The sequence below is a fragment of the Pseudooceanicola onchidii genome (genome assembly GCF_004959925.1).
Taxonomy (GTDB): domain Bacteria; phylum Pseudomonadota; class Alphaproteobacteria; order Rhodobacterales; family Rhodobacteraceae; genus Pseudooceanicola; species Pseudooceanicola onchidii.
The window spans coordinates 1,318,364-1,343,852 of sequence record NZ_SPUW01000001.1; the positions used below are offsets into that span (position 1 = coordinate 1,318,364).

The 25,489-nt window shown below is 64.8% G+C and carries 23 protein-coding genes and 1 tRNA gene; 4 read left to right on the forward strand and 20 right to left on the reverse strand.

All coding sequences use genetic code 11. The annotated features are described in order from the left end of the window. Window positions 1-18: 18 nt before the first annotated feature. Together rpmF and E4S58_RS06320 are read right to left on the reverse strand one after the other, a co-directional pair. On the reverse strand, window positions 19-225 hold the full coding sequence (rpmF, locus tag E4S58_RS06315; protein WP_136635480.1) for a 50S ribosomal protein L32: 207 nt from the start codon (window positions 223-225) through the stop codon (window positions 19-21). Between the two features lie 199 nt (window positions 226-424). Continuing rightward, complete coding sequence (locus E4S58_RS06320) at window positions 425-1,000, reverse strand: YceD family protein (RefSeq protein ID WP_136635481.1); 576 nt, start codon at window positions 998-1,000, stop codon at window positions 425-427. A gap of 108 nt (window positions 1,001-1,108) precedes the next feature. Between E4S58_RS06320 and E4S58_RS06325 the strand changes: the two genes are divergently transcribed. Together E4S58_RS06325 and E4S58_RS06330 are read left to right on the forward strand one after the other, a co-directional pair. Continuing rightward, on the forward strand, window positions 1,109-1,588 hold the full coding sequence (locus E4S58_RS06325) for an outer membrane protein assembly factor BamE (protein ID WP_240789477.1): 480 nt from the start codon (window positions 1,109-1,111) through the stop codon (window positions 1,586-1,588). A gap of 90 nt (window positions 1,589-1,678) precedes the next feature. Beyond that, entirely contained in the window at window positions 1,679-2,410 is a 732-nt protein-coding gene (locus E4S58_RS06330) for a GNAT family N-acetyltransferase (RefSeq protein ID WP_136635482.1), read from the forward strand. Between the two features lie 126 nt (window positions 2,411-2,536). Here E4S58_RS06330 and E4S58_RS06335 read toward each other — a convergent pair whose 3' ends face one another. The 6 genes from E4S58_RS06335 to E4S58_RS06360 form a co-directional block, all read right to left on the reverse strand. Next, window positions 2,537-3,388: an ABC transporter permease gene (locus E4S58_RS06335; RefSeq protein ID WP_136635483.1), complete on the reverse strand. Its 852-nt coding sequence runs from the start codon at window positions 3,386-3,388 to the stop codon at window positions 2,537-2,539. Window positions 3,389-3,392: 4 nt separating this feature from the next. Further along, the gene (locus E4S58_RS06340; protein WP_136635484.1) at window positions 3,393-4,259 is read right to left on the reverse strand and encodes an ABC transporter permease; all 867 of its coding nucleotides are present in this window, start codon (window positions 4,257-4,259) and stop codon (window positions 3,393-3,395) included. Further along, window positions 4,256-5,323: an ABC transporter ATP-binding protein gene (locus tag E4S58_RS06345; protein ID WP_136635485.1), complete on the reverse strand. Its 1,068-nt coding sequence runs from the start codon at window positions 5,321-5,323 to the stop codon at window positions 4,256-4,258. Before E4S58_RS06345 ends, E4S58_RS06340 begins: the two co-directional genes overlap by 4 nt. Window positions 5,324-5,527: 204 nt before the next feature. After that, on the reverse strand, window positions 5,528-6,595 hold the full coding sequence (locus E4S58_RS06350; RefSeq protein ID WP_136635486.1) for an extracellular solute-binding protein: 1,068 nt from the start codon (window positions 6,593-6,595) through the stop codon (window positions 5,528-5,530). Between the two features lie 139 nt (window positions 6,596-6,734). Next, window positions 6,735-7,988 (reverse strand): NAD(P)/FAD-dependent oxidoreductase, encoded by a 1,254-nt coding sequence (locus E4S58_RS06355; RefSeq protein WP_240789478.1) that lies wholly within the window; start codon window positions 7,986-7,988, stop codon window positions 6,735-6,737. 28 nt (window positions 7,989-8,016) lie between these two features. Beyond that, a complete protein-coding gene (locus E4S58_RS06360; protein WP_136635487.1) occupies window positions 8,017-9,123 on the reverse strand; it encodes a mandelate racemase/muconate lactonizing enzyme family protein in 1,107 nt (368 codons plus the stop codon). A gap of 99 nt (window positions 9,124-9,222) precedes the next feature. Here E4S58_RS06360 and pdxR point away from each other — a divergent pair, with 99 nt between their 5' ends. Beyond that, complete coding sequence (gene pdxR / locus E4S58_RS06365) at window positions 9,223-10,701, forward strand: MocR-like pyridoxine biosynthesis transcription factor PdxR (RefSeq protein WP_136635488.1); 1,479 nt, start codon at window positions 9,223-9,225, stop codon at window positions 10,699-10,701. Here pdxR and E4S58_RS06370 read toward each other — a convergent pair. Beyond that, window positions 10,682-12,310, reverse strand: a complete 1,629-nt coding sequence (locus E4S58_RS06370) for a GMC family oxidoreductase (protein WP_136635489.1) — start codon at window positions 12,308-12,310, stop codon at window positions 10,682-10,684. The genes pdxR and E4S58_RS06370 overlap by 20 nt on opposite strands. Before the next feature lie 130 nt (window positions 12,311-12,440). Between E4S58_RS06370 and E4S58_RS06375 the strand changes: the two genes are divergently transcribed. After that, window positions 12,441-14,258 carry an ABC-F family ATP-binding cassette domain-containing protein gene (locus E4S58_RS06375; protein ID WP_136635490.1) on the forward strand — a complete coding sequence of 606 codons (1,818 nt, stop codon included), beginning with the start codon at window positions 12,441-12,443 and terminating at the stop codon, window positions 14,256-14,258. A 6-nt stretch (window positions 14,259-14,264) separates the two neighbouring features. Here E4S58_RS06375 and E4S58_RS06380 read toward each other — a convergent pair whose 3' ends face one another. The 11 genes from E4S58_RS06380 to E4S58_RS06430 all read right to left on the reverse strand — a co-directional run bounded on the left by E4S58_RS06380 (window position 14,265) and on the right by E4S58_RS06430 (window position 25,471). Further along, the gene (locus E4S58_RS06380) at window positions 14,265-15,365 is read right to left on the reverse strand and encodes an AbrB family transcriptional regulator (protein WP_136635491.1); all 1,101 of its coding nucleotides are present in this window, start codon (window positions 15,363-15,365) and stop codon (window positions 14,265-14,267) included. A gap of 26 nt (window positions 15,366-15,391) precedes the next feature. Next, a tRNA-Gly gene (locus tag E4S58_RS06385) sits at window positions 15,392-15,465 on the reverse strand. A gap of 84 nt (window positions 15,466-15,549) precedes the next feature. Continuing rightward, complete coding sequence (locus E4S58_RS06390) at window positions 15,550-17,589, reverse strand: ASKHA domain-containing protein (RefSeq protein WP_136635492.1); 2,040 nt, start codon at window positions 17,587-17,589, stop codon at window positions 15,550-15,552. Between the two features lie 97 nt (window positions 17,590-17,686). Continuing rightward, window positions 17,687-19,531 carry a peptidylprolyl isomerase gene (locus tag E4S58_RS06395; RefSeq protein ID WP_136635493.1) on the reverse strand — a complete coding sequence of 615 codons (1,845 nt, stop codon included), beginning with the start codon at window positions 19,529-19,531 and terminating at the stop codon, window positions 17,687-17,689. Window positions 19,532-19,641: 110 nt separating this feature from the next. Then, window positions 19,642-20,817: an aminotransferase gene (locus E4S58_RS06400; RefSeq protein WP_136635494.1), complete on the reverse strand. Its 1,176-nt coding sequence runs from the start codon at window positions 20,815-20,817 to the stop codon at window positions 19,642-19,644. Window positions 20,818-20,819: 2 nt separating this feature from the next. Continuing rightward, on the reverse strand, window positions 20,820-22,097 hold the full coding sequence (locus E4S58_RS06405) for a branched-chain amino acid ABC transporter permease (protein WP_205965358.1): 1,278 nt from the start codon (window positions 22,095-22,097) through the stop codon (window positions 20,820-20,822). After that, window positions 22,094-23,104, reverse strand: coding sequence for a branched-chain amino acid ABC transporter permease (locus tag E4S58_RS06410; RefSeq protein WP_136635495.1), 1,011 nt, complete (start codon window positions 23,102-23,104; stop codon window positions 22,094-22,096). Before E4S58_RS06410 ends, E4S58_RS06405 begins: the two co-directional genes overlap by 4 nt. Further along, a complete protein-coding gene (locus E4S58_RS06415; protein WP_136635496.1) occupies window positions 23,104-23,415 on the reverse strand; it encodes a hypothetical protein in 312 nt (103 codons plus the stop codon). The genes E4S58_RS06410 and E4S58_RS06415 overlap by 1 nt, the downstream gene beginning before the upstream one ends. Before the next feature lie 44 nt (window positions 23,416-23,459). Next, window positions 23,460-24,173 (reverse strand): ABC transporter ATP-binding protein, encoded by a 714-nt coding sequence (locus tag E4S58_RS06420; RefSeq protein ID WP_136635497.1) that lies wholly within the window; start codon window positions 24,171-24,173, stop codon window positions 23,460-23,462. Window positions 24,174-24,184: 11 nt separating this feature from the next. Beyond that, window positions 24,185-24,655, reverse strand: a complete 471-nt coding sequence (locus tag E4S58_RS06425) for a hypothetical protein (RefSeq protein ID WP_136635498.1) — start codon at window positions 24,653-24,655, stop codon at window positions 24,185-24,187. Window positions 24,656-24,691: 36 nt separating this feature from the next. Continuing rightward, window positions 24,692-25,471 carry an ABC transporter ATP-binding protein gene (locus tag E4S58_RS06430; protein ID WP_136635499.1) on the reverse strand — a complete coding sequence of 260 codons (780 nt, stop codon included), beginning with the start codon at window positions 25,469-25,471 and terminating at the stop codon, window positions 24,692-24,694. Window positions 25,472-25,489 lie beyond the last annotated feature (18 nt).

Consider the following 25,489-nt stretch of genomic DNA (forward strand, 5'->3'; position numbering starts at 1 on the left):
TCCAGCCTAGGGCAGAATTTAAGCTGCGTCTTCGTCCAGGTCGACTTCGTCGGCCATGGCGATAACTTCACGATCCGCATACTGGCCACAGGACGGGCACACGTGATGCGGGCGCTTCAGTTCACCGCAGGAGGGGCATTCGTTCGGGTTTGCAGCCACGAGAGCGTCGTGCGCACGACGGTTGTTGCGCCGGGACTTCGAGACTTTGTTCTGTTGGACAGCCATGTCGCAACCTTCATATCTGGGGCCCTTGGCCGGGGCGCGGAGGCCGCGCCGCCGCATCGTCAGGGGCCGAGTTTCGTCGGATGCGAGGCTCATAATCGCTCATGCGCCACGCATTCAAGGGAAATCGGATGAGCGCGCGAAAATACTCCGAAGTCGCGCAATAGCAAGCGATTCTTTGACCCGCCTGCAGAGGGGACGTTTACTCCTCTTCGCCGTCCTTTGCACCCATCTTGTCACGCAAGGCCGCCAGTCCCGCAAAGGGCTTGAGGTCCTCGTCCTTCAACGGCGCGACGCCCTTTTCGGTGAACTGCGCTTCGCCCAGGTCGGCGCCGTCCGCACGCGGATACATCGGCAGCGACAGCGCCAGGGCCTCCTCCAGAACCTCCATCAGGTCGACGGCGGCGGGCAGGGGCTCCAGCGTGTCGTCTTCGGGCATGGGGACACCTTCGCCGTCCTTTTCCGCATCCGTGGCCGAGATCTTGTCGTAGTCCGGCGTATAGCGCCGCACCACGTCTTCCTCGACCCGCGTAGTCACCGGGGCCAGCGTCACGACACAGGGCTGCACCACCGTGGCCCCCAGCCGTGCCTCAAGCCGCCAGCCACGCCGGCCTTCGGGTTTCAACGCGCCGTCCAGCCGGACCTTGCGCAGATCCAGCAGCTCCAGCCGGGCGATCAGGCCTGCCAGATCCTCGGGTCGAAGGTCGAACGTGCGCCCTTCGCGGTCGTTCAGATCGGCCAGCCTGAAGACCGTTTGTTGCTGCGGGCTTTCCGCCATGGTGCTGATCCTTCCTTGAACCGGGACAAGAAGTTGATGTAAGCGGAGTAAAAGCCGCAGCAACTCCTTTCAAGAGGAACCACGCGGGGTGACGTCGAGGGGGCAGGAATGACCGTAGCGATTGACGCAGCAGCGCGCCGGATGGCGCGGGTGGTCCGGATGACGCTTCTGGGCCTTCTGGTCGTGGGTGTTGCAGCCTGCGCCGAACGCACCCGCAACCACGGCTACGTTCCCGACGAGGAAGACCTGACCCAGATCACCGTCGGTGTCGACACGCGCGACACGGTCAGCGATGTCCTGGGGGCCCCGTCGACATCCGGCATCGTGGATGACAGCGGCTATTACTACGTCCGCTCGACCTTCCGCCACTTCGGCCCGACCGAACCGCGCGTCGTCGAACGCGAGATCGTCGCGATCTCGTTCGACACAGCGGGCGTGGTGACCAATGTCGAACGCTACGGGCTGGAAGACGGCCGCACGGTTGTTCTCTCCCGCCGCGTCACTGACAGCCAGGCAGGCAACAACGGCTTCCTGCGTCAGCTGTTGCGCAACCTCGGCCAGTTCGATCCGGCCTCTTTCGGCAGCTGAGACGAAGCTTCATCAAGACGACACATCTTGCGGGCATGACATCGGCATCTTAGCTTGAACGGCGCAACAGGCGCTGAGGAGGTGCTTGGGATGGTGTCACTCAGGAAGGGGCGGTATCGCGCCCGGTTCGCCGAAACGCCCGAAGACGTCCACGCCGCGCAGCGCCTGCGTACCCGGGCCTTTCGCGGCACGGACGAGGCCGCGCTCGACGCCGATGATTTCGACAGCCTGTGCGAACATGTGCTGGTCGAGGATCAGAAGACGGGCGCTCTGGTCTGCTGCTTCCGGTTCCTGCCGCTTCTGGGCGGCGCGGAGATCGCGAAGAGCTATTCCGCCCAGTACTACGAACTGTCGGCTCTTGAAGGATTCGAGGGCCGCATGGTCGAAATGGGCCGCTTCTGCATCGACCCCGACGTGAAGGACGCCGATATCCTGCGCGTCGCCTGGGGCGCGATGACCACATACGTCGACGACAACGCCGTCGAACTGCTGTTCGGATGTTCGTCCTTTCATGGCACCGACGCGGACCAGTACCTCGATGCCTTCGCCATGCTCAAGGCGCGGCACCTGGCACCGAAACGCTGGCTGCCCAAGGTCAAGGCACCCAAGGTCTTCCGCTTCGCCCAGAAGCTGCGCCGCAAGCCGGACGCGAAACTGGCGATGCTGCGGATGCCGCCGCTTCTGCGGACCTATCTGCTGATGGGCGGCTGGGTCAGCGACCACGCGGTCGTCGACAGCCACATGAACACGCTGCACGTCTTCACCGGGCTCGAGATCAAGGCGATCCCCCCGGCCCGCAAGCGCCTGCTGCGCGCGATCTGATTGCCCCTACGGGGCAAGCCTCCGGCGGAGTTATTTTGAACCAGAAGAAGCCAGGACGCGCGCCCAGCTTCTTCTGGTCCCAAATACCTTGGGGTGAGGCGCGCCAGCGCCGAGGGGCAACGCCCCTCAGGCCGATTTCTTGGGTCTCTGCGCCACCACCGACAGAAGCGCCAGCAGGCCGGATCCCAGCATGAGCACCACCGACACGGCGTTCAGCACCGGGGTCGATCCCACCTTCACCATGCGGTCGTACATCGTGATCGTCAGCGGCGCGTCCGATCCCACCAGCATCAGCGTGGTGTTGAAGTTCTCGAACGAGACGAGGAAGGCCACCACGAAGGCCGAGAACATCGCCGGGAAGAGGAAGGGCAGGGTGACCGTCAGCAGTACCCGCAGACGCGAGGCCCCGAGGTTCAGCGCCGCCTCTTCCAGCGAGATGTCGAACTTCTGCAGCCGCGCCGCGATCACCAGTGAGGTGATCGTGGTCAGGAACGAGAACTGTCCCATGACCACCAGCGGGATGCCGGGACGCAGCCAGGTCAGGAAGAGCCCGAACTGCGCATCGGCAAAGTTCGCCACCATCGAAGCAAAGACCAGGATCGAGATGCCCAGGATGACGCCCGGGATCACCAGTGGCACCACCATCAGCACGTAGAGCGCGTTCTTGAAGGGGAACTGCTTGCGTTCGAACAGGAAGGCGTTGCAGGTGCCCGCCGCCACCGACAGCGTCGCCACGATCAACCCGATGTAAAGCGAATTGCCCATGCCCTGCAGCAGGCGATCGTCGTGGAAAAGCCCCAGCTTTGGTTCCACCGGAGAGAAGAACCAATCCCACGTGAACCCCTGCCAGGGCAGCGACGGGAACATCGAGTCGTTGAAGGCAAAGACGCCGGCCGCCACCAGCGGCGAGACGAGGAAGATGAAGAAGATCACCATGTAGGCGCGGTAGACGAAAAGAAGAGGACCGGATTTCTGCATGACGTCAGTCCTTTGCCACGGTGGTGGCGAGGCTTTGCCCCGTCAGGCGCAACCCGGCCCAGACCACGAAGGAGGTGAAGACAAGAAGCGCGACGCCGAAGGCCGATCCGCTTTCCCAGTTATATCGCGTGATGAACTGGTTGTAGATCTGTTCGGTGAACCAGCTGGAGTTCTTGCCGCCCAGAAGGATCGGCGTCAGGTAGCTGCCCGCCGTCAACATGAAGGTGATGATGCAGCCCGACACGATCCCCGGCATGGCATAGGGGATGATGATCCGGCGCAGCACGGTCAGGCGCGATCCGCCCAGGTTGTAGCCGGCCTCCAACAGCGCGTCGTCCATGCCCTGAAGCGTCGACACCAGCGGCACGATCATGAACAGGATCACCGTGTAGACGAGCCCGATGATGACGGTCATGTCGTTGTACAGCATCTCGATCGGCTGGTTGATGATCCCCCATTTGACCAGCGCCGTGGAAATCACCCCGGTCTCGCGCAGCAGAACGATCCATCCGTAAGCGCGGACAAGGTCCGATACCCACAGCGGGATGAGACACATCAGGAAGAGCGCGGCGCGCGAGCGTTCCCGCGCGATCTTGGCGATGTAGTAGGCGATCGGAAACCCCATCACCAGCGCCAGCGCGGTGACCAGGATGGACATCCATGCGGTGCGCAGAAGCGTGTTGCGGTAGACCGGTTCGCCCAGGAAATCGACGTAGTTCTTGAGGCCGAAGGAATATTCGTTCCAGCTGATCTTCTCGCGCAGCGAGGTATAGCCGATGCCGACCTGCGGCAGGATGATCAGCAGGCCGATCCACAGCACGAAGGGTGCGAACAGCAGGATCAGCGACAGTCGGGAGGCATCACGGCTCATGCGGACCTCCGGGCGAAGATGCGGGCGCGGTCGGCGCTCCAGCGGACCTGTGCATCGGCGCCCTTGACCAGGGATGAGGATTGTTCGGGGTCCGCGACCTCGATCAGCTGGTCATCAACCCGGATCAGCACGCGTGAGGACGCGCCGTTGAAGAGCAGGCTCTCCACCTTCCCGGCCATCATCGTGCCCTCGGCCCCGGCGCCCAGCCGTAGGCTTTCGGGGCGCAGGAAGACCTCGACCTTGTCGCCGGCTTTGCTGGCATCGCAGACACGGCCCAGGATCAGCCCGCCACCGTCCAGCATGACCTGCGCCTCATCCCCGCGAACCTCTGTCAGGGTGCCGGACAGGACGTTGGAATCACCGACGAAACCGGCCACGAAGCCCGAGGACGGATCGTCATACAAAGCCTTGGGGCTTCCTATCTGTTCGAACCGTCCGGCGTTCATGACCGCGACGTTGTCGGACATCACCAACGCCTCGGACTGGTCGTGGGTGATGTAGAGGAACGTCGTCTCGAACTGGTGCTGCAGCTGCTTGAGTTCGATTTTCATATGCTCGCGCAGCTTCAGATCCAGCGCACCAAGCGGTTCGTCCAGAAGCAGAACGTCCGGTTCCAGAACCATGCAGCGGGCAATCGCGATCCGCTGTTTCTGACCGCCAGACAGCTGGTCGATCTGCTTGTCCTCGGATCCCGGCAGGCCGACGCGGTCCAGAACGCGCGCGACCTTGGGCCCGATGTCGGACTTGGACTCGCCACGGCAGCGCAGCCCGTAGGCGATGTTTTCGCCGACGGTCATCATCGGAAACAGCGCCAGGTGCTGGAATACCATCTTCACGTTGCGCTTGTTGGGCGGCAGGGTCAGCACGCTGTCGCCCTTGATCCGGATGTCGCCGGAGGTGGGGGTTTCGAACCCCGCGATCATGCGCATCAGCGTGGTCTTGCCACAGCCCGACGGCCCCAGGATGGAGAAGAATGAACCGGAGGGAATATCGAGCGAGACGTTCCGCACGGCGGTGAAATTGCCGAAGCTCTTGGTCACGTCTGCACAGCTGAGGTCATACATGGGCGGGTCTTTCCTGGGTCGGCGTCGGCACCGACGGGCACGCATGGCCCATGGGGACGCCGGAACGGGTGGTCGATGTCGTTCAGATGGTCAGAGATCCCTGACCAGGGCGCGCGGAGGGAGTCATACATCGGGCCAAGGCCCGGTCCCCGACCGGCACATACAGAAAGGGCCGGGACGCCACAGCGCCCCGGCCCGATGCCTTTAGTTCGCGGCCTTGATACGCTCGAGCGCCAGGCCTTCCATGTCCTCGATCCCCGGAGGAATGTTGGCGAAGAACTTCAGGTTGTCGATGTCCGACTGGTCGAACGCGGCCGAGATCGCGGCGCGCTTGTCTTCCGGCATCAGGTCGATCCCGTTCGGCACGGCGGCAATGGCACCGGTCGACGCGGACATCATCTTGGTGATCTCCGGACGCAGGACGAAGTTGATCCACTTGTAGGCGGCATCGTCAGCCTCGCCACCGCGCGGGATGGTGAAGGTGTCGATCCAGGCCAGGGCACCGGTTTCAGGCGGCACGAAGACGATGTCGGGGTTTTCGCCGTACAGCTTGAACGCGGTCGAATCCCAGGTCTCGGAGACCACGACTTCGCCCGACAGCATCAGCGCGGACAGGTCGTCACCGCCGGTCCAGTAGGTCTTGATGACTGACTTACAGTCGATCAGCTTCTCGGTGACCTTGTCCAGCATGTCCTGATAGGCGGCCGGGTCGGCGTAAAGCGCGAAGGGATCCATGCCCATGCCGAAGGCGGTGCCCAGAAGGATCGTGCGGCGCAGGCGCATCGAGGTGCGGCCCTGGTACTGTTCGCTGCACAGGTCACCCCAGCCCTTGGCGTCGGGGGCTTCCTTCATGTTGGCCATGATGCCCGAGGTGCCCCACTGGTGCGGGACCGAATAGACCTCGCCGTCGATGGTGGTGTTGGCCTTGACGCCTTCGACCAGGTTCGGGGTCAGCGCGTCCATGTTGATCTTGGACAGATCCATGGGCTTGTAGATGTTGTATTCCAGCTGCGCCGCGTAGATGCGGTCATGGCTGGGCTGCGCCAGGTCAAAGCCCGTGCCGCCGGTGGCGCGCAGCTTGGCGATCATTTCCTCGTTGTTGGAAAAGGTCACCTCGACGTCGATGTCCGGGTATTCCTCTTCGAACAGCTTGACGACCTCGTCGGGCGCATAGGAGCCCCAGGTCAGCAGGCGCAGCGTCTCGGCGCTGGCGGTGCCTGCGATCAGGGCCATTGCGGTCCCGGCAAGCAGGGCGCGAAGCGATGGTTTCATGTTATTTCCTCCGTTGGAAAGTTGAATTCAGGGTCCGTCTGCGCGGACTTGGATCAATTTGAACTCCAGAATGGTCTGGCCCGAAAGGTCCATTTCGCGCATCCTGGCAAACCGTTAAGCACTCTTCATGACACCTTTGTTACACCCCCATCCGATCCATGACGCGATAGGCCGTCACGGCGGCGGGCAGGAACCAGGGGTCACCCTTGTAAAATGGGCGGGTCGCAAATCCCGGGGCGGACATGGCCGTTTCACCGGCCGGATCGCCCAGGACACGCAGCCCCATCTTCATACCAAGGTAGGAGGCCATACCGACGCCCGATCCGCAATAGCCCATGGCATGGTGAATGGCGCCGCGCTGGCCGGTATGGGCCAGCTTGTCGAAGGTGAACGCGACATAGCCCATCCAGCTGTGGCTGATCCCGGCGCCCTCAAGGTCCGGAAAAAGCTTGCACATTTCGGTGCGCAGACGCGCGGCGGCAAGGCTGGCCCCGGTTTCGCCCGCGCTCGTGCGTCCGCCGAAGATGACCCTGCGTCCATCAGGTGACGCCCGGTAGTAGTAGATCACGCGGCGGCTGTCGCAGACCATCCGGTCCGTCGGAAACAGCCGTTTGATCAGCGCCGGATCCTGTTCCTCGGTCGCGATGATGTAGCTGCCGATCGGAATGACCCGCCGACGGTGCCAGGGTGCCGCGCCGGGGGTATAGCCGTTGGTCGCCAGCACCACGTCACGCGCGGTGATCGTACCGTGGGGCGTGGTGATGCGCACGCCGTCGGGGCCGTCGTCCATCGTGAGGGCCGGGGTTTCGGGGTGCACCACGGCCCCGACGTCGCGCACCTTGGCCAGAAGCGCCTTGTGATAGGCCCCCGGGTCTAGGCTGGCATAATGCGTATGCAGGATGCCGCCATGGTAGCTGTCGGTGCCCAGTTCCTCGTGCTGGCGATCTTTCGGAATGATCCTTCTGAGATCGCCATCGGCCTGCGCCTGCATCTCCTTGAAGGCGGCCGGGGTCGCGGCGCCGTCGAAACGGCCACAGGCACGATAGGCGCACTCGAGCCCTTCCTCGGCGATGAAGTCCTTCAGGTAGGCCATCGAGGCATAGCCTTCCGCGACGATGCCCTTCGCGACCTCGGCCCCGTGGCGGCGGGTCAGTTCCTTGATCGACGGCTTGATCGAATGACTGATCTGTCCGCCGTTACGGGTGGAACAGCCTTCGCCGGGTTGGCCCTTTTCAAGGATGACGACGCTGCGACCGGCCCGCGCCACGCGCAGCGCGGCCTGCAGGCCGGTGTAGCCCGACCCGATCACGACGCAATCCGCCTTTGCGGGCAAATCGGTCCGGGGGATCACGGTCAGCGGCGCGTTTTCCCACCAGTAGGGTGTTGTCTTCATGCCCAGCCCCTGCCTGTCGTTTCTGCGCCTAGGCGGCTTCGCTCACGCGGTAGTCCGATTTTGCCAGCCATTCGTCCGAAATCTCCACACCCCAGCCCGGTTCCTCGGTCACGGTAACCTTGCCGTCGACGACCTTGTAGGGGTCATTGCGGTAAAGTCCGTATTGCCAAGGATAATAGTCCGCCTCCTCGATCGAGAACTCAAGATAGGGTCCGGCGTTTGGCACCGCCCGCAGGAAGTGCATGGTGAACAGCGTCACCAGTCCGAGGTTCGCGGCATGCGGCGTCACCACCATCCCGGCCGCTTCGGCCATTTCGGCGACGCGGAACATCCGACCGATCCCGCCGACATACAGAACGTCCGGTTGCACGACGTTGACCGCGCGCATGTCGATCATCTGCCGCCAGGTCGGAAGCCAGCAGTCCTGTTCGCCCCCCGTCACGTCGATGTCGAGCGCGGCGGTGACCTCGGCAGTCTGCTCAAGCTCCCAATAGGGGCAGGGTTCCTCGTAATGCGTGATGCCGTTGTCCTGCAGCATCCGGCCATAGTGGATCGCTGCAGCAGGGCCGTAGCAGGAATTCGCATCGGCCAGAAGGGTCACGTCCTCGCCTTCAAAGGTGCGGGCGATGGTCGGGATGATCTCTTCGGTGCGGCCTTCCCATTCATCGCGCCCGCGCCCGCATTCGGCACCGATCCGGAACTTGAAGGCATCGAACCCATGGGCGTCGCGCAACTGCCGGAACCGGCGTGCTTCGTCCTTGGGGGTGATGTCGCGTTTCATCGACGACGCATAGCAGCGCAGCGGCCCGGCCGATCCGCCCAGCAGTTCCGCCACTGGCTTGCCCGCGCGCTTGCCCTTCAGATCCCACAGCGCCGTATCGACGCCGGCAATCGCCCGCGCGATGTAGCTGCCGGGGAACTTGTGTTCCTTCTCCTGCGCGCGGTCGAACAGGTCATCCGCGTCGGTGAATGTCTTGCCCAGCACATGCGGCGCGATCTGGCGGTGCAGCACCTGCGCGGTGATGTCGGACTGATAGGTCGACACCTGGCCCCAGCCCTGGGCGCCCGTGTCATCCGTCACGCGGACGAACCCGACGTCCGGCGTGGAAAAGGTTTCAAGACGGGTGAGGCGCATGAGCATTGTCCTAGCAGTGGTCCTCGCGTTATCACGGTCAAAGCGGTCTGGTGATAAGGTCCATTTCCCGCCCTCTGCGGGACCATTGGAGGGGCGATCATGACGAAATATGCCGGAGGAGCCCTGATCCCGTCATTGCGGGTCGAACGGGACCAGCCCGCCAGCCTGTCGATGCAACTGGCCACCAAGCTGCGCGACCTGATCCTGTCGGGCCAGCTGCCGCCGGGAACGCGGCTGCCCGCGACCCGGATCCTGGCGCGCGAACACGGCGTGTCGCGGACCACGGCCGTGACGGTCTATGAACAGCTGGTCTCCGAGGGTATGATCGTCAGCCGGGTCGGTGCCGGAACGTTCGTTTCGGATGAGGTGAAGCCCCTGGCGCCACCGCCCGAACCCAAGGCCCCCACCACGCCGCCGCCGATTGCTGACCTAAGCCGCGATGCCGCCGACCAGTTCTTTCCGCGCCTCGAACATCCCCGCACGCCGCGCCCCTTCGTCACCGGCATGCCCGCCTTCGACGCCTTTCCCATGGCGCTCTGGGCCCATATGTCGGCCCGCTACTGGCGCAGCCCCCGGGCCGAGATCATGTCCTACCCCGAGGCGACCGGCCTGCCGGTCCTGCGCGAGGCCATCGCGCGCCACCTTGGTGCGAACCGGGGATTGCTGTGCCGCCCCGAAGAGGTCTTCATCTTTGCCGGCGCCCAGGATGCCTTCCTGCAGATCGCGCAGATCCTGCTTGAGCCCGGCGATCCGGTCTGGATGGAAAACCCCGGGGCCATCGGTGCCCGCAACGCGCTGCTGGCGCGCGGCGTCCGGCTGGTGCCGGTGCCGGTCGACGCCCACGGCATCGACGTCGCGGCGGGGAGGGATGCAGAACCCGCGTTCCGCGCGGCCTTTGTCACCCCCGCGCACCAGCATCCGCTTGGCATGCCCATGTCCCGCGACCGGCGCTTCGATCTTCTGGCCGAGGCCGACCGCGCCGATGCCTGGATCATCGAGGACGACTACGTTGGTGAATTCCACTATGGTCGTGCGTCGCTGCCGCCGCTCAAGGCGCTCGATACCTCGGGGCGGGTGATCTACGTCGGCACCTTTTCCAAGGCGCTCTTCCCGGCGGTCAGGCTTGGCTACGCCGTTGTGCCCGAGGCGCTGACGGACACCTTCGAACGCATCCTCGGCGCATCGGCTCATGGGGTGTCGCACGCGATCCAGTCGATCGTCGCGCAGTTCATCGACGAGGGAAAGTTCAGCGCCCACATCCGCCGCATGCGCAGCCTGTACCGCGACCGCCGCGATGCGCTGATGGAGGCCGGGTCCCGCCACCTGCAGGGCCTGGTCGAGGTGCAGAACACCGAAACCGGCTTTCACACCATCGGCCTTCTGCCGCCGGGACTGGATGACCGACAGGCGGCCGAGGCGGCATCGCGCGAAAACCTGGCCACCGCGCCGCTGTCGCGCTTTGCGCTGTCGCCGATTGCCGCCAACGGCCTGACCTTGGGCTTTTCGGCGACCCCGCCGGTCGAGATCACGCGCGGCGTCGAACGGCTGGCACGCGCGCTCAGATCCGTGCCGCGATAAGCTCGGCCGCCTTTTCCCCGATCATCATGACCGGCGCGTTGATATTGCCCGAGGTGATCGTCGGCATGACCGAGGCATCCGCGACGCTGATCCCCTCCAGCCCGTGCACCCGCAGATCCGGCGCGACAACGGCCCCCTTGGCGGGGTCGGTCCCCATGGCGCAGGTGCCGCACTGGTGAAAGATCGACCCGGTGGTGTCGCGGATATACTGCGCGATCGCCTCGGGGTCCTGCACGTCGCGGCCTGGCCGCAGTTCTTCGGCGACATGATCCGACAACGGCCGCTGCTGCGCGATGGCGCGGATCACCGGAAAGCTTTCGACCAGTTCGGCCAGGTCTTCGGGCGCCGACAGGTAGTTGCCGCGCATCTCGGGCGCCTCATCCGGGTTGGCCGACCGGATGTGCACCGTGCCTCGGCTTTTCGGATAACAGTTCGACGCGCCCAGCATGAAGCCCTGGAACGGGTCCGGCTTCATCAGGGCGCGCTTGCCTGGCTTGGCGCGGGTATAGCTCATGGGCGAGAAATAGACCTGGATGTTCGGGCGGTCCCGGTCGGGCGCGCTTCGGATGAAGCCTCCGCCCTGGTTGACCGACAGCGACAGCGGCCCCTTGCGCGTCATCACGTAATGCGCCCCGGCCAGCCCGCGCCCCATCCAGGTGCCGAACACCCGGTTGAGCGATGGCGTCCGCGACACATGGGCGATGTCATAGCCGATGTGATCCTGCAGATTGCCTCCGACGGCTGGGGCAGAATGGACGGTCTGGATCCCCAGGTCGGCCAGACGCGCCGGATCGCCGATGCCCGAGCGTTGCAGGATCGCAGGCGACCCGATGGCACCGGCCGACACCACGACCTCGCGCGCCATGACACGCGTGACATGACCGTGACGGGTCAGTTCGACCCCCACGGCGCGCCGCCCGTCGAACAGGACACGCCCCACGGTCGCATCGCGCAGCACCCGCAGGTTGGGGCGTTTCATCGCGGGATGCAGATAGCCCCGCGCCGCCGAACAGCGGAACCCGCCCCGGATGTTGGTCTGGTAGTATCCGACGCCCTCTTGGTCGCCGACGTTGAAATCGGGGTTGTAGGCATGGCCCGCCGCCTGCGCCGAGGCCAGGTAGGCCTGTGTCAGCGGGTGTGCTTCTTCGGCCAGATCGCGCACGGTGATCGGCCCTTCGGAGCCGCGCCACTGGTTGGGCTCCCCCTCGTAGCTTTCCATCCGTCGGAAATAGGGCAGGACGTCGCCATAGCCCCAGCCGGTACAGCCCGCCTCGGCCCAGCTGTCGAAATCCCGGGCCTGCCCCCGGATGAAGACCATGGCGTTGATCGCCGACGACCCCCCCATTACCTTGCCGCGTGGCCAATAGGCCGGGCGATTGCCAAGCTCGGCCTCGGGTTCGGTATAGTAGCGCCAGTTCAGCCGGGGGTGGTAGAAGGCCGCGCCATAGCCGATCGGCATCCAGACCCAGGGCGAGGCATCGGACCCGCCGGCCTCGACCAATGTCACCTGGATCCCCGGTTTTTCGGACAGCCGACCCGCGATGACGCAGCCCGCTGATCCGGCGCCGACGACGACCACGTCCGTGGTGATGATCTGATGTTCCGACATGGGGCCTCGTGCAGATGGTCCGGCGACACTAATGGGGTAACGGTCTGCCGTCGCAGGCCATTTCACGCAATCGAAAAGTCCAATATTCGGCCCCTTGACGACGCGTCGGGGCCAGCGTAGCGGAACGCCCATGGCCCGTGCACCTCTTCTCCAACTGTCTTCGATTTCCCTGACCTTCGGCGGGGATCCTGTCTTTGATGACCTGTCGCTTGTCATCCAGCCCGGCGACCGCCTGGCGCTGGTCGGGCGCAACGGGTCTGGCAAGTCCACCCTGATGAAGGTCATGGCGGGGCTGGTCGAGGCGGATGCGGGCGACCGCGTCGTTACCCCCGGCACATCCGTCGGCTACATGGAGCAGGAGCCCGAGATGGCGGGCTTTGCCACGCTTGGCGACTATGCGACCTCGGCGCTGGATCCGGCCGAACACTACAAGGTCGAAATGGCCTCGGAAGGGTTGAAGTTCGATCCGGAACGACCGGTCGCCACGGCATCGGGCGGGGAACGCCGCCGCGCCGCGCTGGCCAAGCTGATGGCCGAAGCGCCCGACCTGATGCTGCTGGACGAACCGACCAACCACCTGGACATCGAAGCGATCGCCTGGCTGGAAGAGGAACTGAAGCAGACCCGCGCGGCCTATGTGCTGATCTCGCACGACCGCGCCTTCCTGCGCGCGTTGACCAAGGGCACGCTGTGGATCGACCGGGGCGCCGTGCGGCGGCAGGAGGAAGGCTTTGCCGCCTTCGAGGCCTGGCGCGACAAGATCTGGGAAGAAGAAGACATCGCCCGCCACAAGCTGGATCGCAAGATCAAGCACGAGGCGAAATGGGCGGTCGAAGGCATCTCGGCCCGGCGCAAGCGCAACCAGGGCCGGGTCCGCGCCCTGCAGGACATGCGCGCCGAGCGCGCCAGCCAGATCCGCCGTCAGGGCACCGCCGCGATGGAGTTCTCCTCGGGCCCGCAGTCCTCGCGCCGGGTGATCGAAGCCAAGGGGCTGACCAAGGTCTTCGGCGACCGTCCGATCGTCAAGGGGCTGGACCTGCGGATCATGCGCGGCGATCGCGTCGCATTTGTCGGCCCGAACGGTGTGGGCAAGACGACCCTCATCAAGCTGCTGACCGGAGAGATCGCGCCCGACGAAGGTACCGTGACCCAGGGAAATGCGCTGGTGCCCGCGATCTTTGATCAAAGCCGTGCCGCGCTCGACCCCGATCAATCGCTGTGGGAAAACCTTGTCGGCGACAAGGACATGCGCGTGTCGGGGCAGGCGGATCAGGTGCTGGTGCGCGGGACGCCCAAGCACGTGGTCGGCTACCTCAAGGAATTCCTGTTCGACGAACGCCAGGCCCGCGCCGCCGTGCGGTCGCTGTCGGGCGGGGAAAAGGCACGGTTGCTGCTGGCCAAGCTGATGGCGAAGGAAAGCAACCTGCTGGTCCTTGACGAACCGACCAACGATCTGGACGTCGAAACGCTGGACCTGCTGCAGGAATTGCTTGACGGCTATGACGGAACGGTCCTTCTGGTCAGCCACGACCGGGATTTCATCGACCGCGTCGCGACGACGACACTGGCCTTTGACGGCGGCGGTCGGGTGACCGCCTATGCCGGGGGCTGGACGGACTACCAGGCGCAGAAGGGCGAGTCCGCCTCCGCTGCGGCCCCTGCCAAAACCGCCGCGCCCAAGGCCGAGGCACCCAAGCCGCAGGCCCAAAAACAGAAAGCCGACGGGCTTACCTTTACCGAAAGACATCGGTTGGAGGCCTTGCCCGGTGTGATCGACAAGCTGATGGCGGAGATCGCAAAACTGGAAGACTTCCTTGCCCAGCCGGACCTGTATGCCAAGGAACCGCTGAAGTTCAAAAAGGGCACCGAGGCGCTGGTCGAACGGCAGCAGGCCCTGTCCGAAGCCGAGGAAGAGTGGTTGACGCTGGAAGAAAAGGCGGGCGGCTGACCCCTGTCAGGTCCGCCAGCCGAACCGCTTTGCGACGTGGGTGATCATGAACACGGTCAACACGATCCGGTAGATGTGGTGCAGCGTCACGAAGGCCGGATTGGCGTTCAGGGACAGGGCGATCAGCGCCATTTCGGTCACGCCACCGGGCGCGAAGGAAATCAGCAGCACGTCGAAATGTTCGCCCGTCAGCGGCCGCAGGATCAGCGCCATGCCGGTGCCGATCAGCAGCATCATCCCGACGGTCAGGAAGGCCAGCCAGGTGCCCCGGATCAGCATGGCAGGTCGCATCCCTGCAAAGCGCGTGCCAAGCGTTGTGCCGATCACGATCTGGCTGACCGACAGCATCCAGTTCGGCAGATCCAGAACGGCCAGTCCGGAAAGCGTCACGATCCCGGCCAGCAGCAAGGGCCCCAGCAGCTGCGGCGCGGGCACATGGATAAGTCGTCCGACGTAAAGCCCCAGGACCACGACCAGCGCCGCGACTGGCAGGTGTTCAAGCCCGGTGTCCTTCGGGGCCAGCCCCAGCCCCGCTGACGACCCGACCGGGTGGCCCACGTAGATCGACATGCCCACGGGCAGCAGCGTCACGACCAGGATGATCCGCAGGAACTGCGCCAGCATCAGCTGCCGCATGTCCGCGCCCGCCTGTTCGCCGAACATGATCGACTCATACAGCCCCCCGGGCGAGGCCGAGAAGATCGCGGTCGGCCGGTCATAGCCTCCGACCCGCCGGAAGATCACGTAGTTCGCCCAGAAGGTCAGTGGCACGAACAGCGTCAACGCAAGGAAAGAGAACGCGGCCTTGGGCAGCGTCAGCAGGACCTCCATCGTGATGCTGGTGCCGATCGCCATGCCGATGACCCCGATGAACACGGCGCGGGCCGGATCGTTGAACCGGAAGTCCGGCGGCAGAAGGGCGGTGTCGGGGGTCTTCGCCAGGATTTCCGACCCCTGCGCCAGGATCGCGACGGACAGCAGGCTTCCCAGAATGTACGGCAGGGGCAGGCCCGCAGCCTGCGCGGCCAGCCCGCCAAGGGCACCGACGAAGACAAGACCAAGATGAAGGAGGATCAGGCGCGGATTGAAGGTCGGTCTAGAGATCACGCGAGATCGGGTCCGGATCAGAGGAATGGAGCGGGTGAAGGGAATCGAACCCTCGTCTTAAGCTTGGGAAGCTCCTGCTCTACCATTGAGCTACACCCGCGTGGCGTTCTGATTAGCGCCCATTCCGAACCGGGGCAAGGGGCTGCGCCCCGGCCGGTGCGATTTCAAAGGCGGGTTTTCACCATTAGCCACGCCGCCGCCGTCTGCGCCCGCCGTCCTCGCCGCCATTGGTGTTGAACGACACGTCGGGCAGGGTCACGATCCGGCCCAGTTCGGGGAAGGGATCCGTGGCGTGGGGGATCGCATTGGCATTGACGAAGTGTTCCTGGAACTTCGGCGCGATCGCGGTTTCGATCTTGGAAATTCGGCGCACGCCCTGTTCGACCTGACGGCGCACCGCGATGGAACACAGCGCCATGCGCGCCCCGGTGCCCGCCGCATTCCCGGCCGAGGTCACCTTGTCCAACGCGACGTCGGGGATCATGCCCAGCACCATCGCGTGCTTGGCCGAGATATGGGCGCCAAAGGCCCCGGCCAGCACAACACGGTCCACCCGGTCGACGCCGCGTTCGTCCATCAGCAGCCGGGCCCCTGCATAAAGGGCAGACTTGGCCAGCTGGATCGCACGGATGTCGCCCTGGGTCACGCTGATGCGCGGCCCGCCCTCGGCGGTGCCGTCATGGATCAGGTAGGAATGCGTCCGCCCTTCGGGTTCGCAGCGGATGGTGCCGGTCTGCTCGGCTGATCCGATCAACCCGCGCGCGTCCAGAAGGCCCGCCATGCGCATCTCGGCCACCGCTTCGATGATCCCCGACCCGCAGATGCCGGTCACGCCGGTCTGCGCCACGGCCACCGCAAAGCCCGGATCATTCGACCACAGATCGACGCCGATCACGCGGAACCGGGGCTCCTTGGTTGCAGGATCGATCTCGACCCGTTCGATGGCGCCCGGCGCCGCGCGCTGACCCGAGGAGATCTGCGCCCCCTCGAAAGCAGGCCCCGTGGGTGATGAACAGGCCAGGACCCGCGTCTTGTCGCCCAGCAGGATCTCGGCGTTGGTGCCCACGTCGATGACCAGCATCAGCTCGTCCGACATCTCGGGCGCGGTGGCGATCGACACGGCGGCGGCATCGGCGCCGACGTGGCCCGCGATGCAGGGCAGCATGTAGGCGCGCGCGCGCGGGTTGATCGTCGTGATTTCAAGATCCGAGGCGGGCAGGGACAACGACTCGCTCACCGCCAGGGCAAAGGGTGCCTGGCCCAGTTCGGTTGGGTCGATGCCAAGCAGCAGGTGGTGCATCACCGGGTTGCAGACGATCGCCGCCTCGACGATCAGCGCAGAATCGATCTGGGCCTCATCGGCCAGCGCGCGCGCAAGATCCGACAGCGCCGCGCGCACGACCGAGGTCAGCTCGGCCTCGCCGCCCGGGTTCATCATCACGTAGGACACGCGCGACATCAGGTCTTCGCCGAACCGGATCTGCGGGTTCATCAGGCCCGAGGACGCCCGAACCTCACCGGTCAGCAGGTCGGTCAGATGCGCGGCGATGGTGGTCGATCCAAGGTCGATCGCCAGCCCAAACAGCCCCGCTTCGTGCAGGCCCGGCCAAACCTCGATCACCTGGGGCCGCGCGCCGGTGTGATCGTCGTGCACCGCGACGGTGACCTTCCACGCGCCCTTGCGCAGAACGCCCTGCAGCTTGGCCAGCAGCGACGGCATGGCGATCAGGTCGGTGACCTCCCACTGGTCTTTCAGGGCCTGCGTCAGCCGTTCGAAATCGCCCGTGGGGACGTGCATGTCAGGCTCTGCCACCTCGACATAGTAAAGCCGGACGGCGGGATCCATCACCATGGGCCGTGCGTCGGCGGACTTGCGGATGACCTGCCGGTGCACCTGGCTTTCGGGCGGCACATCCAGGACCACGTCGCCCTGGATGCAGGCCTGACAGCCCAGCCGTCGCCCCTTGGGCAGGCCGCGCTTGTCGTCGTACCGCTGTTCGACCGAATTCCACTCGGACAGGGCGCCGTCGCGCACCGTCACGCCATGCTTGGCGAATTCGCCATAGGACGGCGTGACCTGGCACTTGGAACAGATGCCGCGTCCGCCGCAGACCGAATCCAGATCCACGCCAAGCTGGCGGGCGGCTGCAAGAACCGAGGTGCCGGGGGCCACCCGGCCACGTTTGCCGGAGGGCGTGAAGATCACCAGGGGCTGGTCGGACATCGGGGCCTCATTGTCGCGCTGACAGGGGGAACCTACGCCGCAAGCCGCCCGCCGCATACAGCGGGGGCGGCATTATCCGGCGCAGAAACGGCAGGATTTACTGGAAGTTGGCGTTCACGGCGGAAATCGCCTGCTGATCGATCGTAACCCCGGCCCGCTGCCGCGCATCTTCCGAGAAGGCCCGGTAGAGGTCGGTCGCGACGGATCCCTGAAGCTGCTGTTCCAACCCGTCACGCATCGCGGCGACATCCGGGTCTTCCAGGTTCGGCGGCAGCACTTCCTCGAGCTTGAGAATGATCACCGCGCCAAAGCCATCGACGGTCGCGATCTCGCCCGGTTCCAATTCGAACGCGCGGGTCACGAAGCTGTCGGGGGTGCCCAGAACCGATCCCTGGCGGGTCAGCGCCTCTTCGGTTTCGACCTCGAGCCCGAGGGTCGAGAAATCGGCCGCCTCGCCCAGCTTGGCGACATAGTCACCGGCCAGCGCGCGCAGACGGTCCATCTGCTGGCGCGTGTCCCAGATACCCCGGACGCGATCGCGGACCTCGTCAAAAGGCGCGGGTTCGGGCGGGACGATCTCTTCAAGACGCATGGCAAAGATGCCGCCGTCGTCAAGGTACATGATCTCGGGATAGGCGTCTTCGGTCAGCGCCTCGGCGGCGGCGTCGAAGCCCGCGTAGGCGGCGATGCCTTCGGCCTGACCCTGCGCCCAGTCGATGGTGCCCAGCTGCAGGTCGGTGTCGGCGGCCAGTTCTTCCAGCGTCGCACCCGAGGCCAGCATGTCCTCGGCCGGTTCCGCTTCGCCCTGAACCTGACGGCGCGCCCGGTCGGTGGCCAGTTCGTCGCGCAGCTCGGGCAGGGCCTCTTCGAATGTGGTCTCCTCGGCGGCCAGGATGCCGTTCACGCGGAAGAACGCCGGTCCAAGCGCGGTCGGCAGGGGGCCGACCACGTCGCCGGACTGCGCGGCAAAGACGGCCTCGCCTGCCTCGTCCAACTCGCCCTGCGCGACGTCGCCCATGTCGACGTCATTCAGGGACAGCCCACGGGCCTCGACCAGATCGTCGAAGGTCGACGACCCGTCGTCCAGCGCCGCCCGCGCATCGGCAGCACGGCCTTCGTCGGAATAGATCAGGCGTTCGACCAGGCGGCGCTCGGGCCGGTTGAAGTCGGCCTGACGCGCGTCATAGGTCTGCCGCAGCAGGGTCTCATCAACCTCGACCTGGTCCAGGATCATCTCGGGCGTGAGCCAGGCGTAGGTGATCCGTTTCATCTCGGGGCGGGTGAAATCCTCGATCTGCTCTTCGTAGAGCGCCTGAAGATCCTCTTCCGACGGCTCAAGCGCGACGTCTTCCAGCAGGCCGGAGTCGACCCGCGCCCAGGTTACCCGGCGGCGTTCGGCGAAATAGCTCAGCACCGTGTCGATATAGGGATCGGGCAGGGCGGATCCGGCAATGACCGCGCCCTGAAGCAGCGCGCGGGCGGTTTCGCGACGGATGCCGCGTTCGAACTCGGCCTCGCTCAGTCCGGCGCGATCCAAAGCGAACTTGTAGCTGTCACGGTCGAACTTGCCGTCGATGCCCTGGAACGCCTGGATGCCCTGCAACTGCTTGGCCAGCGTCGCGTCGCCGACAGACAGGCCGATCCGCATGGCTTCGTTGTCGATGGCCGCGTCCGAGATCAGGCGGCTCAGCACCTGCCGGTCCAGCCCGAAGGACTGCGCCTGGTCAAAAGACAGCGCCTGACCGGTCTGCGCCTCAAGCGCGCGCATCTCGTTCTGCATGGCCCGGCCATATTCGTTGACGCCGATGTCGCGGTCGCCGACCGACCCGACCGAGCGCACGTTGCCGGTGAAACTGGTTGCCCCGAAACCGCCAAGACCGAGGATCAGAAGACCCATCAAGATCCAGACTGCGGTCTTTGCGCCGGTCTTCTTCTTCGCCATGCCTGCTGGCCTCCCTTTGCGGTCGCGGATGCGGTGTCGGCCCTGTCTAGTGTGCGTCGGGTAAGGGGGCAAGGGGGACCGCGTGACCCGGGCCCCGCAATCGCGTGAGCCTAGCCCTGAAAGCCCGCCAGTCGATCGATCAGCCGTCCGATGCCGGCCGTGTCGAGGTTGGCGAAGGCGATCCGCATCTGCCGCTTGCCTGCCGCATCGCCCTCGGGCGTGAACATGGTGCCCGGCAGCATGAGGATCCCGGCCTCGGCGACCAGCCGCTGCGCGATCCGGTCCGAGGGCGCGTCGAAGGGATGGTCGGCATAGGCGAAATAGGCCCCCGCGCCGCGCAGGATCCACCCGCGGTCGGCCAGCGGGGCAAAGCCGTCGCGGATCGCCGCGCCGCGCGACAGGATCTCCTCGCGTTCTCCGGCCAGCCAGTCCTGCAGGTTCCGCATCCCCCACAGCGCCGCATATTGCCCCAGCTGCGCCGGGCAGATCGTCACCGTATCAAGATATTTCTCGACCTCTGACAATCGCGCGGTCCCGGTCAGTATCGCACCCACCCGGTGCCCGGTCAGCCGGTAGGCCTTCGAGAAGGAATACAGCTGGATCAGGGTCCGGTCCCAATCGGGCCGGGTGAAAAGATCATGCGGCGCGGCCTGCGAGGAATGGAAATCGCGGTAGGTCTCGTCAAGGATCAGGGCGATGCCGCGCGCCTGGCACAGATCGAAAAAAGCGCCGATCAGTTCGGGCGGGTATTCGACGCCCGACGGGTTGTTCGGACTGACCAGCGCGATGGCGCGCGTGCGGTCGGTGATCCGCGCCGCCGCGGCCTCGACATCCGGAAAAAGGCCCGCATCCGTCGGCAGGGCCACCGCCCGGGCGCCCATCATGTCCAGTGCCATCTTGTGGTTGAAGTACCACGGCACCGGCAGAAGCACCTCGTCGCCCTCGGCCACGAGCGTGGCGATGGCGGCGCAAAAAGCTTCGTTACATCCGGAGGTTATGCCGACATGGTCCGCCGTGATCGCCCCGCCATACGCCGTAAGCCACTGCTGCGCGACCTCCTCGCGCAGCGCCGGAAGCCCCAGCACCGGACCATACAGATGCGCCTGCGGTTCCTCCATCGCGATGCGCGCGATTTCGCGGCGCATCGGTTCGGGCGGCGGGTCGACCGGGGCGGCCTGGCTGACGTTGATCAGCTCAAGGCCCTCGGGCAGCGTCGCTTCGTTCAGCCAGCGGCGCGCCTCCATCACCGGCGGCAGGAAGGTCGTGGCGGTACGGGGCAGGGCCATGCTCACCGCTCCGGGATCAGACCACGGGGCGAGAAGCGCAGGACGACCAGCATCAGCACGCCCATGGTGAACAGCCGCATGTAGGCCGCACTGTCCAGCAGGTGCGATTTGAACGCCCCGTCCGGCAGACCGGCCGTCAGCAGGCCGATCAGGAATTGGCCGACAGGTTCGACCTGAACCCAGAGGAACCAGATCAGGAACCCGCCCAGCACGGCGCCATAGTTGTTGCCCGACCCGCCGACGATCACCATCACCCAGATCAGGAAGGTGAAACGCAGCGGCTGGTAGGTGCCGGGCACAAGCTGACCATCAAGCGTGGTCATCATCGCGCCCGCGATGCCACAGATGGCCGATCCAAGGATGAAGATTTGCAGATGCCTCTTGGTGATGTTCTTGCCCATGGCGGCGGCGGCGGTTTCATTGTCGCGGATCGCCCGCATCATCCGGCCCCAGGGCGAATGCAGCGCCAGCTGCATCAGAACCAGGATGATCACCAGCACGATCGCGAACAGAATGGCATATCCCAGCTTGACCGTGATCGTCGAGGCGGTGACCGGATCTGCGAAACGGGACACGAAATCAGCGCTTTGCTGAAGCTCATAGGCCGTCGGAAGCGGCGAGGGGATGCCGATCACGTTCTTCACGCCCCGCGCCATCCAGTCTTCGTTCTTCATCACCGCCAGGATGATCTCGGCGATGCCGAGCGTCGCGATGGCCAGGTAATCCGACCGCAGCCCAAGCGCGGTCTTGCCGATGGCCCAGGCCGCGCCGGCCGCCAGCAGACCGCCGATCGGCCAGGCGATCAGCACCGGCAGGCCCAGCCCGCCCAGATTGCCCTGAAGCGCAGGGTTCACGGCCTCGATCGCGTCGCGCGCCGGATCAAAGAGCGTCCGGAAGATCACCAGCCCGATCAGCACGACCGCCGCCACGACCCAGCCGCGTTTCGCCACCCGCCGGGCCCAGAGCGTCACCGCAAGTGCGATTGTCCCGGCCCCGACTGCGAGCGCCAGCAAGATGCGCCCGCCGCCAACCGCCCAGGCCTCGGCCACGGGCGGCATGGAGGTCAGCGCCACGGCCAGCCCGCCAAGCGCGACGAACCCCAGCACCCCGACATTGAACAGCCCCGCAAAGCCCCACTGCAGGTTCACGCCAAGCGCCATGATCGCGGAAATCAGCCCCATATTAAGGACTTGCAGGGCAAGGTTCCAACTTTGCATCACGCCGGTGAGCACGATGAGGAAAGCAACCAGAAGGAAGAGAGACGCGTCGCGCAGGGTCATACGGATTTCCCCTTGAAGAGCCCGGTCGGGCGGAACAGCAGCACCGCGATCAGGATGACGAAAGACACCGCCAGTTTATAGTCGGTGGACAGCAGCTGGACGAGCCCGTCCGGAGCCCAGCTGTCTGGCAGCGTATAGACCAGCACCTTTTTCCAGGCATAGGTCACCAGCACTTCGGAAAACGCGATGACAAAGCCACCGACGATGGCGCCGATCGGGCTGCCAAGCCCGCCGACGATGGCCGCGGCGAAGAAGGGCAGCAGAAGCTGGAAATACGTGAAGGGTTTGAACGACTTGTCGAGACCATAGAGCGTCCCGGCCAGCGTCGCCAGCCCGGCCACGATCAGCCAGGTCACCATGACGACGCGTTCAGGATTGATGCCCGACAGCAGCGCGAGATCCTCGTTGTCGGAATAGGCGCGCATGGACTTGCCGGTGCGCGTCCGGTTCAGAAACCAGAAAAGCCAGATCACCGCGATCACGGCGATCACCACGGTCAACGCCTGCCCGGTCTTGATCGCCAGACCTTCCTCAAGCCCCGTCATCTCTTTGAAATCACGCGCGGAAATCAGGAATCGTTCGCCATCGGCAAAACGTTGGTCATCCGGGCCGATGATCAGGCGGACGATGCCGTTGGTCACGAACATCACGCCCATGGACACGATGACCAGCACCACCGGCTTGACCCGTTGTTCGCGATAGAACCGATAGACAACTCGGTCCGTCGCCAGCACCAGCCCCATGCACAGCACGATCCCGAAGGGCAGCGCCAGCAGGGCGGTCGGCAGCGGGCCGAGGCTGATCCCCCATCCCTGGAAGAGCCAGGTGATCAGCACCACGCACATGGTCCCGAAGGCCATGGTGTCGCCGTGCGCAAAGTTCGAGAACCGCAGGATGCTGTAGATCAGCGTCACCCCAAGCGCGCCAAGCGCCAGCTGCGCGCCGTAGGAAAGCGCCGGGACGAAAACAAAATTGGTCAGCGCGACCAGTGCGTTAAGCCAATCCATCAGCCTGTCTTCTCACATTGTCCCAGGTAGGTGATCGTTTGCGGGCCATCGGTGATGTGAACCGTCAGCCGCGCCGTCCGTGCCCCCGCGCTCATCAGGTAAACGGCGCCGTCGGTGTGCACGAAGGTTGTCAGGATCTGGGCGGTTTCGCGTTTTGCGAGGATCGGAAAGGTGCCGAAGTCGGTGACGAACTTGTCTTCACCACTCCTGATCTCGACGGTGAAGTCGCTTTCACCACAGGGCTCGCTTTCGTAGCATTCGGTATTGAAATTGCACGAATAATCCGACGCCAAGGCCGCAACAGGCAGCATCAGCGCGCCCGTCAGCCCCAGTACATTTACAGCGCAAGCCATCCTCATCCCCCCAGGAAGCTGCGGCGCACGTCGTCGTCGGCCAGCAGATCCTTGCCCGTGCCGGTGTGCGCATTGGCGCCCTGAACCAGCACATAGCCCTTGTCCGCGATCTCGAGCGCCTGGCGCGCGTTTTGTTCGACCATCAGGACGGGCAGGCCGGTGCGGGCAATTTCGATAATCCGATCAAACAGTTCATCCATCACGATCGGGCTGACCCCGGCGGTCGGTTCATCCAGCATCAGCACCTTGGGCTGGGTCATCAGCGCGCGCCCCACGGCCACCTGTTGACGCTGGCCACCGGACAGTTCGCCCGCCGCCTGATGACGCTTTTCCTTCAGGATGGGGAACAGGTCGTAAACCGTTGCCATCGTTCCAGAAATATCGTCATCCCGGATAAAGGCCCCCATCTCGAGGTTCTCTTCCACGCTCATCGACGGGAAGATGTTGTTCACCTGCGGGACAAAGCCCATGCCCTTGCGGACGCGGTCCTGCGGGCTGAGCGTGGTGATGTCTTCGCCGTCCAGCTTGACCGCCCCCGACCGCACGTCGAGCATTCCGAAAAGCGCCTTCATCGCCGTGCTTTTGCCGGCACCGTTCGGGCCCACGATCACGGCGATTTCGCCGGGGTTCACGGCGATGGTGCAGCCATGCAGGATATCGGGGCCACGGCCATAGCCGCCGGTCATGGTGTCACCGATGAGGAAAGGTTGGGTCATGGTCTGTCCGGTCACATCAGGGTCAGGGCCGAAATCGCCTCTCTCAGGCGGCTCAGCACGAGGTCGGGGTCGGTGGCGTCGGGCGCCGTCACCCAGATCAGCACGCGGGCATCATCCAGCGTGACGAAGGCCTGCGCGACGAAAGCGCCGAGGTCCGCGTTCGGACCATATTGCATCAGTCCGCGTCTGCCTTCGATATCAAAGGCTTCGACAGTCAGGCCGGTGTCGGCGGTGATGTCGAAGAAATCGTTGTAACTGGCCAGATCATCCTCGATCGGCCCGTCGGACCGGCCGGGATAGGGCTCTGTCTGGTCCAGCTGCATGTCGGGCAGGTGATAGGTCGCGCCATCGCCGAAGGTCTCGATCTCGGCCGTGGCCCAGCTTGATCCGTCAAAGCAGTACTGGAACCGCGACCCGATCTGGTCGCACGCCATGGCCGCGGGCGCGATGAACATCAGAAGAAAGGCGAAAACATATTTCATGTCAGATGCTTGCCTCCGGATACTGAAGGTGGCGCATCACGCCACCGCATCCTTGTTCTTAAGCCCGGTGCCAAGGTAGGCCTCGATCACCTGCTCGTTCGCCTTGATCTCGTCCAGCGTGCCTTCGGCCAGAACCTTGCCTTCGGCCATGCAGATCACCGGATCACAGAGCTTGCCGATGAAGTCCATGTCATGTTCGATCACGACGAAGGTATAGCCGCGTTCCTTGTTCAGCCGCAGGATGGCGTCCGCGATGGTCATCAGAAGCGTCCGGTTCACACCCGCGCCGACCTCGTCCAGGAAGACGATCTTGGCGTCGACCATCATCGTGCGGCCCAGCTCAAGCAGCTTCTTCTGCCCGCCCGAGAGGTTCCCGGCCTTCTCATCCGCGAGATGGGAAATCGTCAGGAATTCAAGGACTTCATCAGCCTTGCGCCGTAATTCAGCCTCTTCCGATGCGATGCGTCCGCGATGAAACCAGGTGTTCCACAGCGTTTCGCCCGACTGGTTGCCCGGCACCATCATCAGGTTCTCACGCACGGTCATCGAATGAAATTCATGCGCGATCTGGAAGGTCCGCAGCAGGCCCTTGTGGAACAGTTCGTGCGGGGGCAGGCCGGTGATGTCTTCGCCGCCCATGGTCACCCGACCCGAGGTCGGCGGCAGCAGCCCTGCGATCACGTTGAAAAGGGTGGTCTTGCCCGCGCCGTTCGGCCCGATCAGCCCGGTGATCGACCCGTCCCGGATCGTCAGGCTGGCGCCGTCCACCGCGTGGAAGCCGCCGAAATGCTTGTGGATGTCCTCGACGACGATCATCTTCAGTCCCCTGTGGCC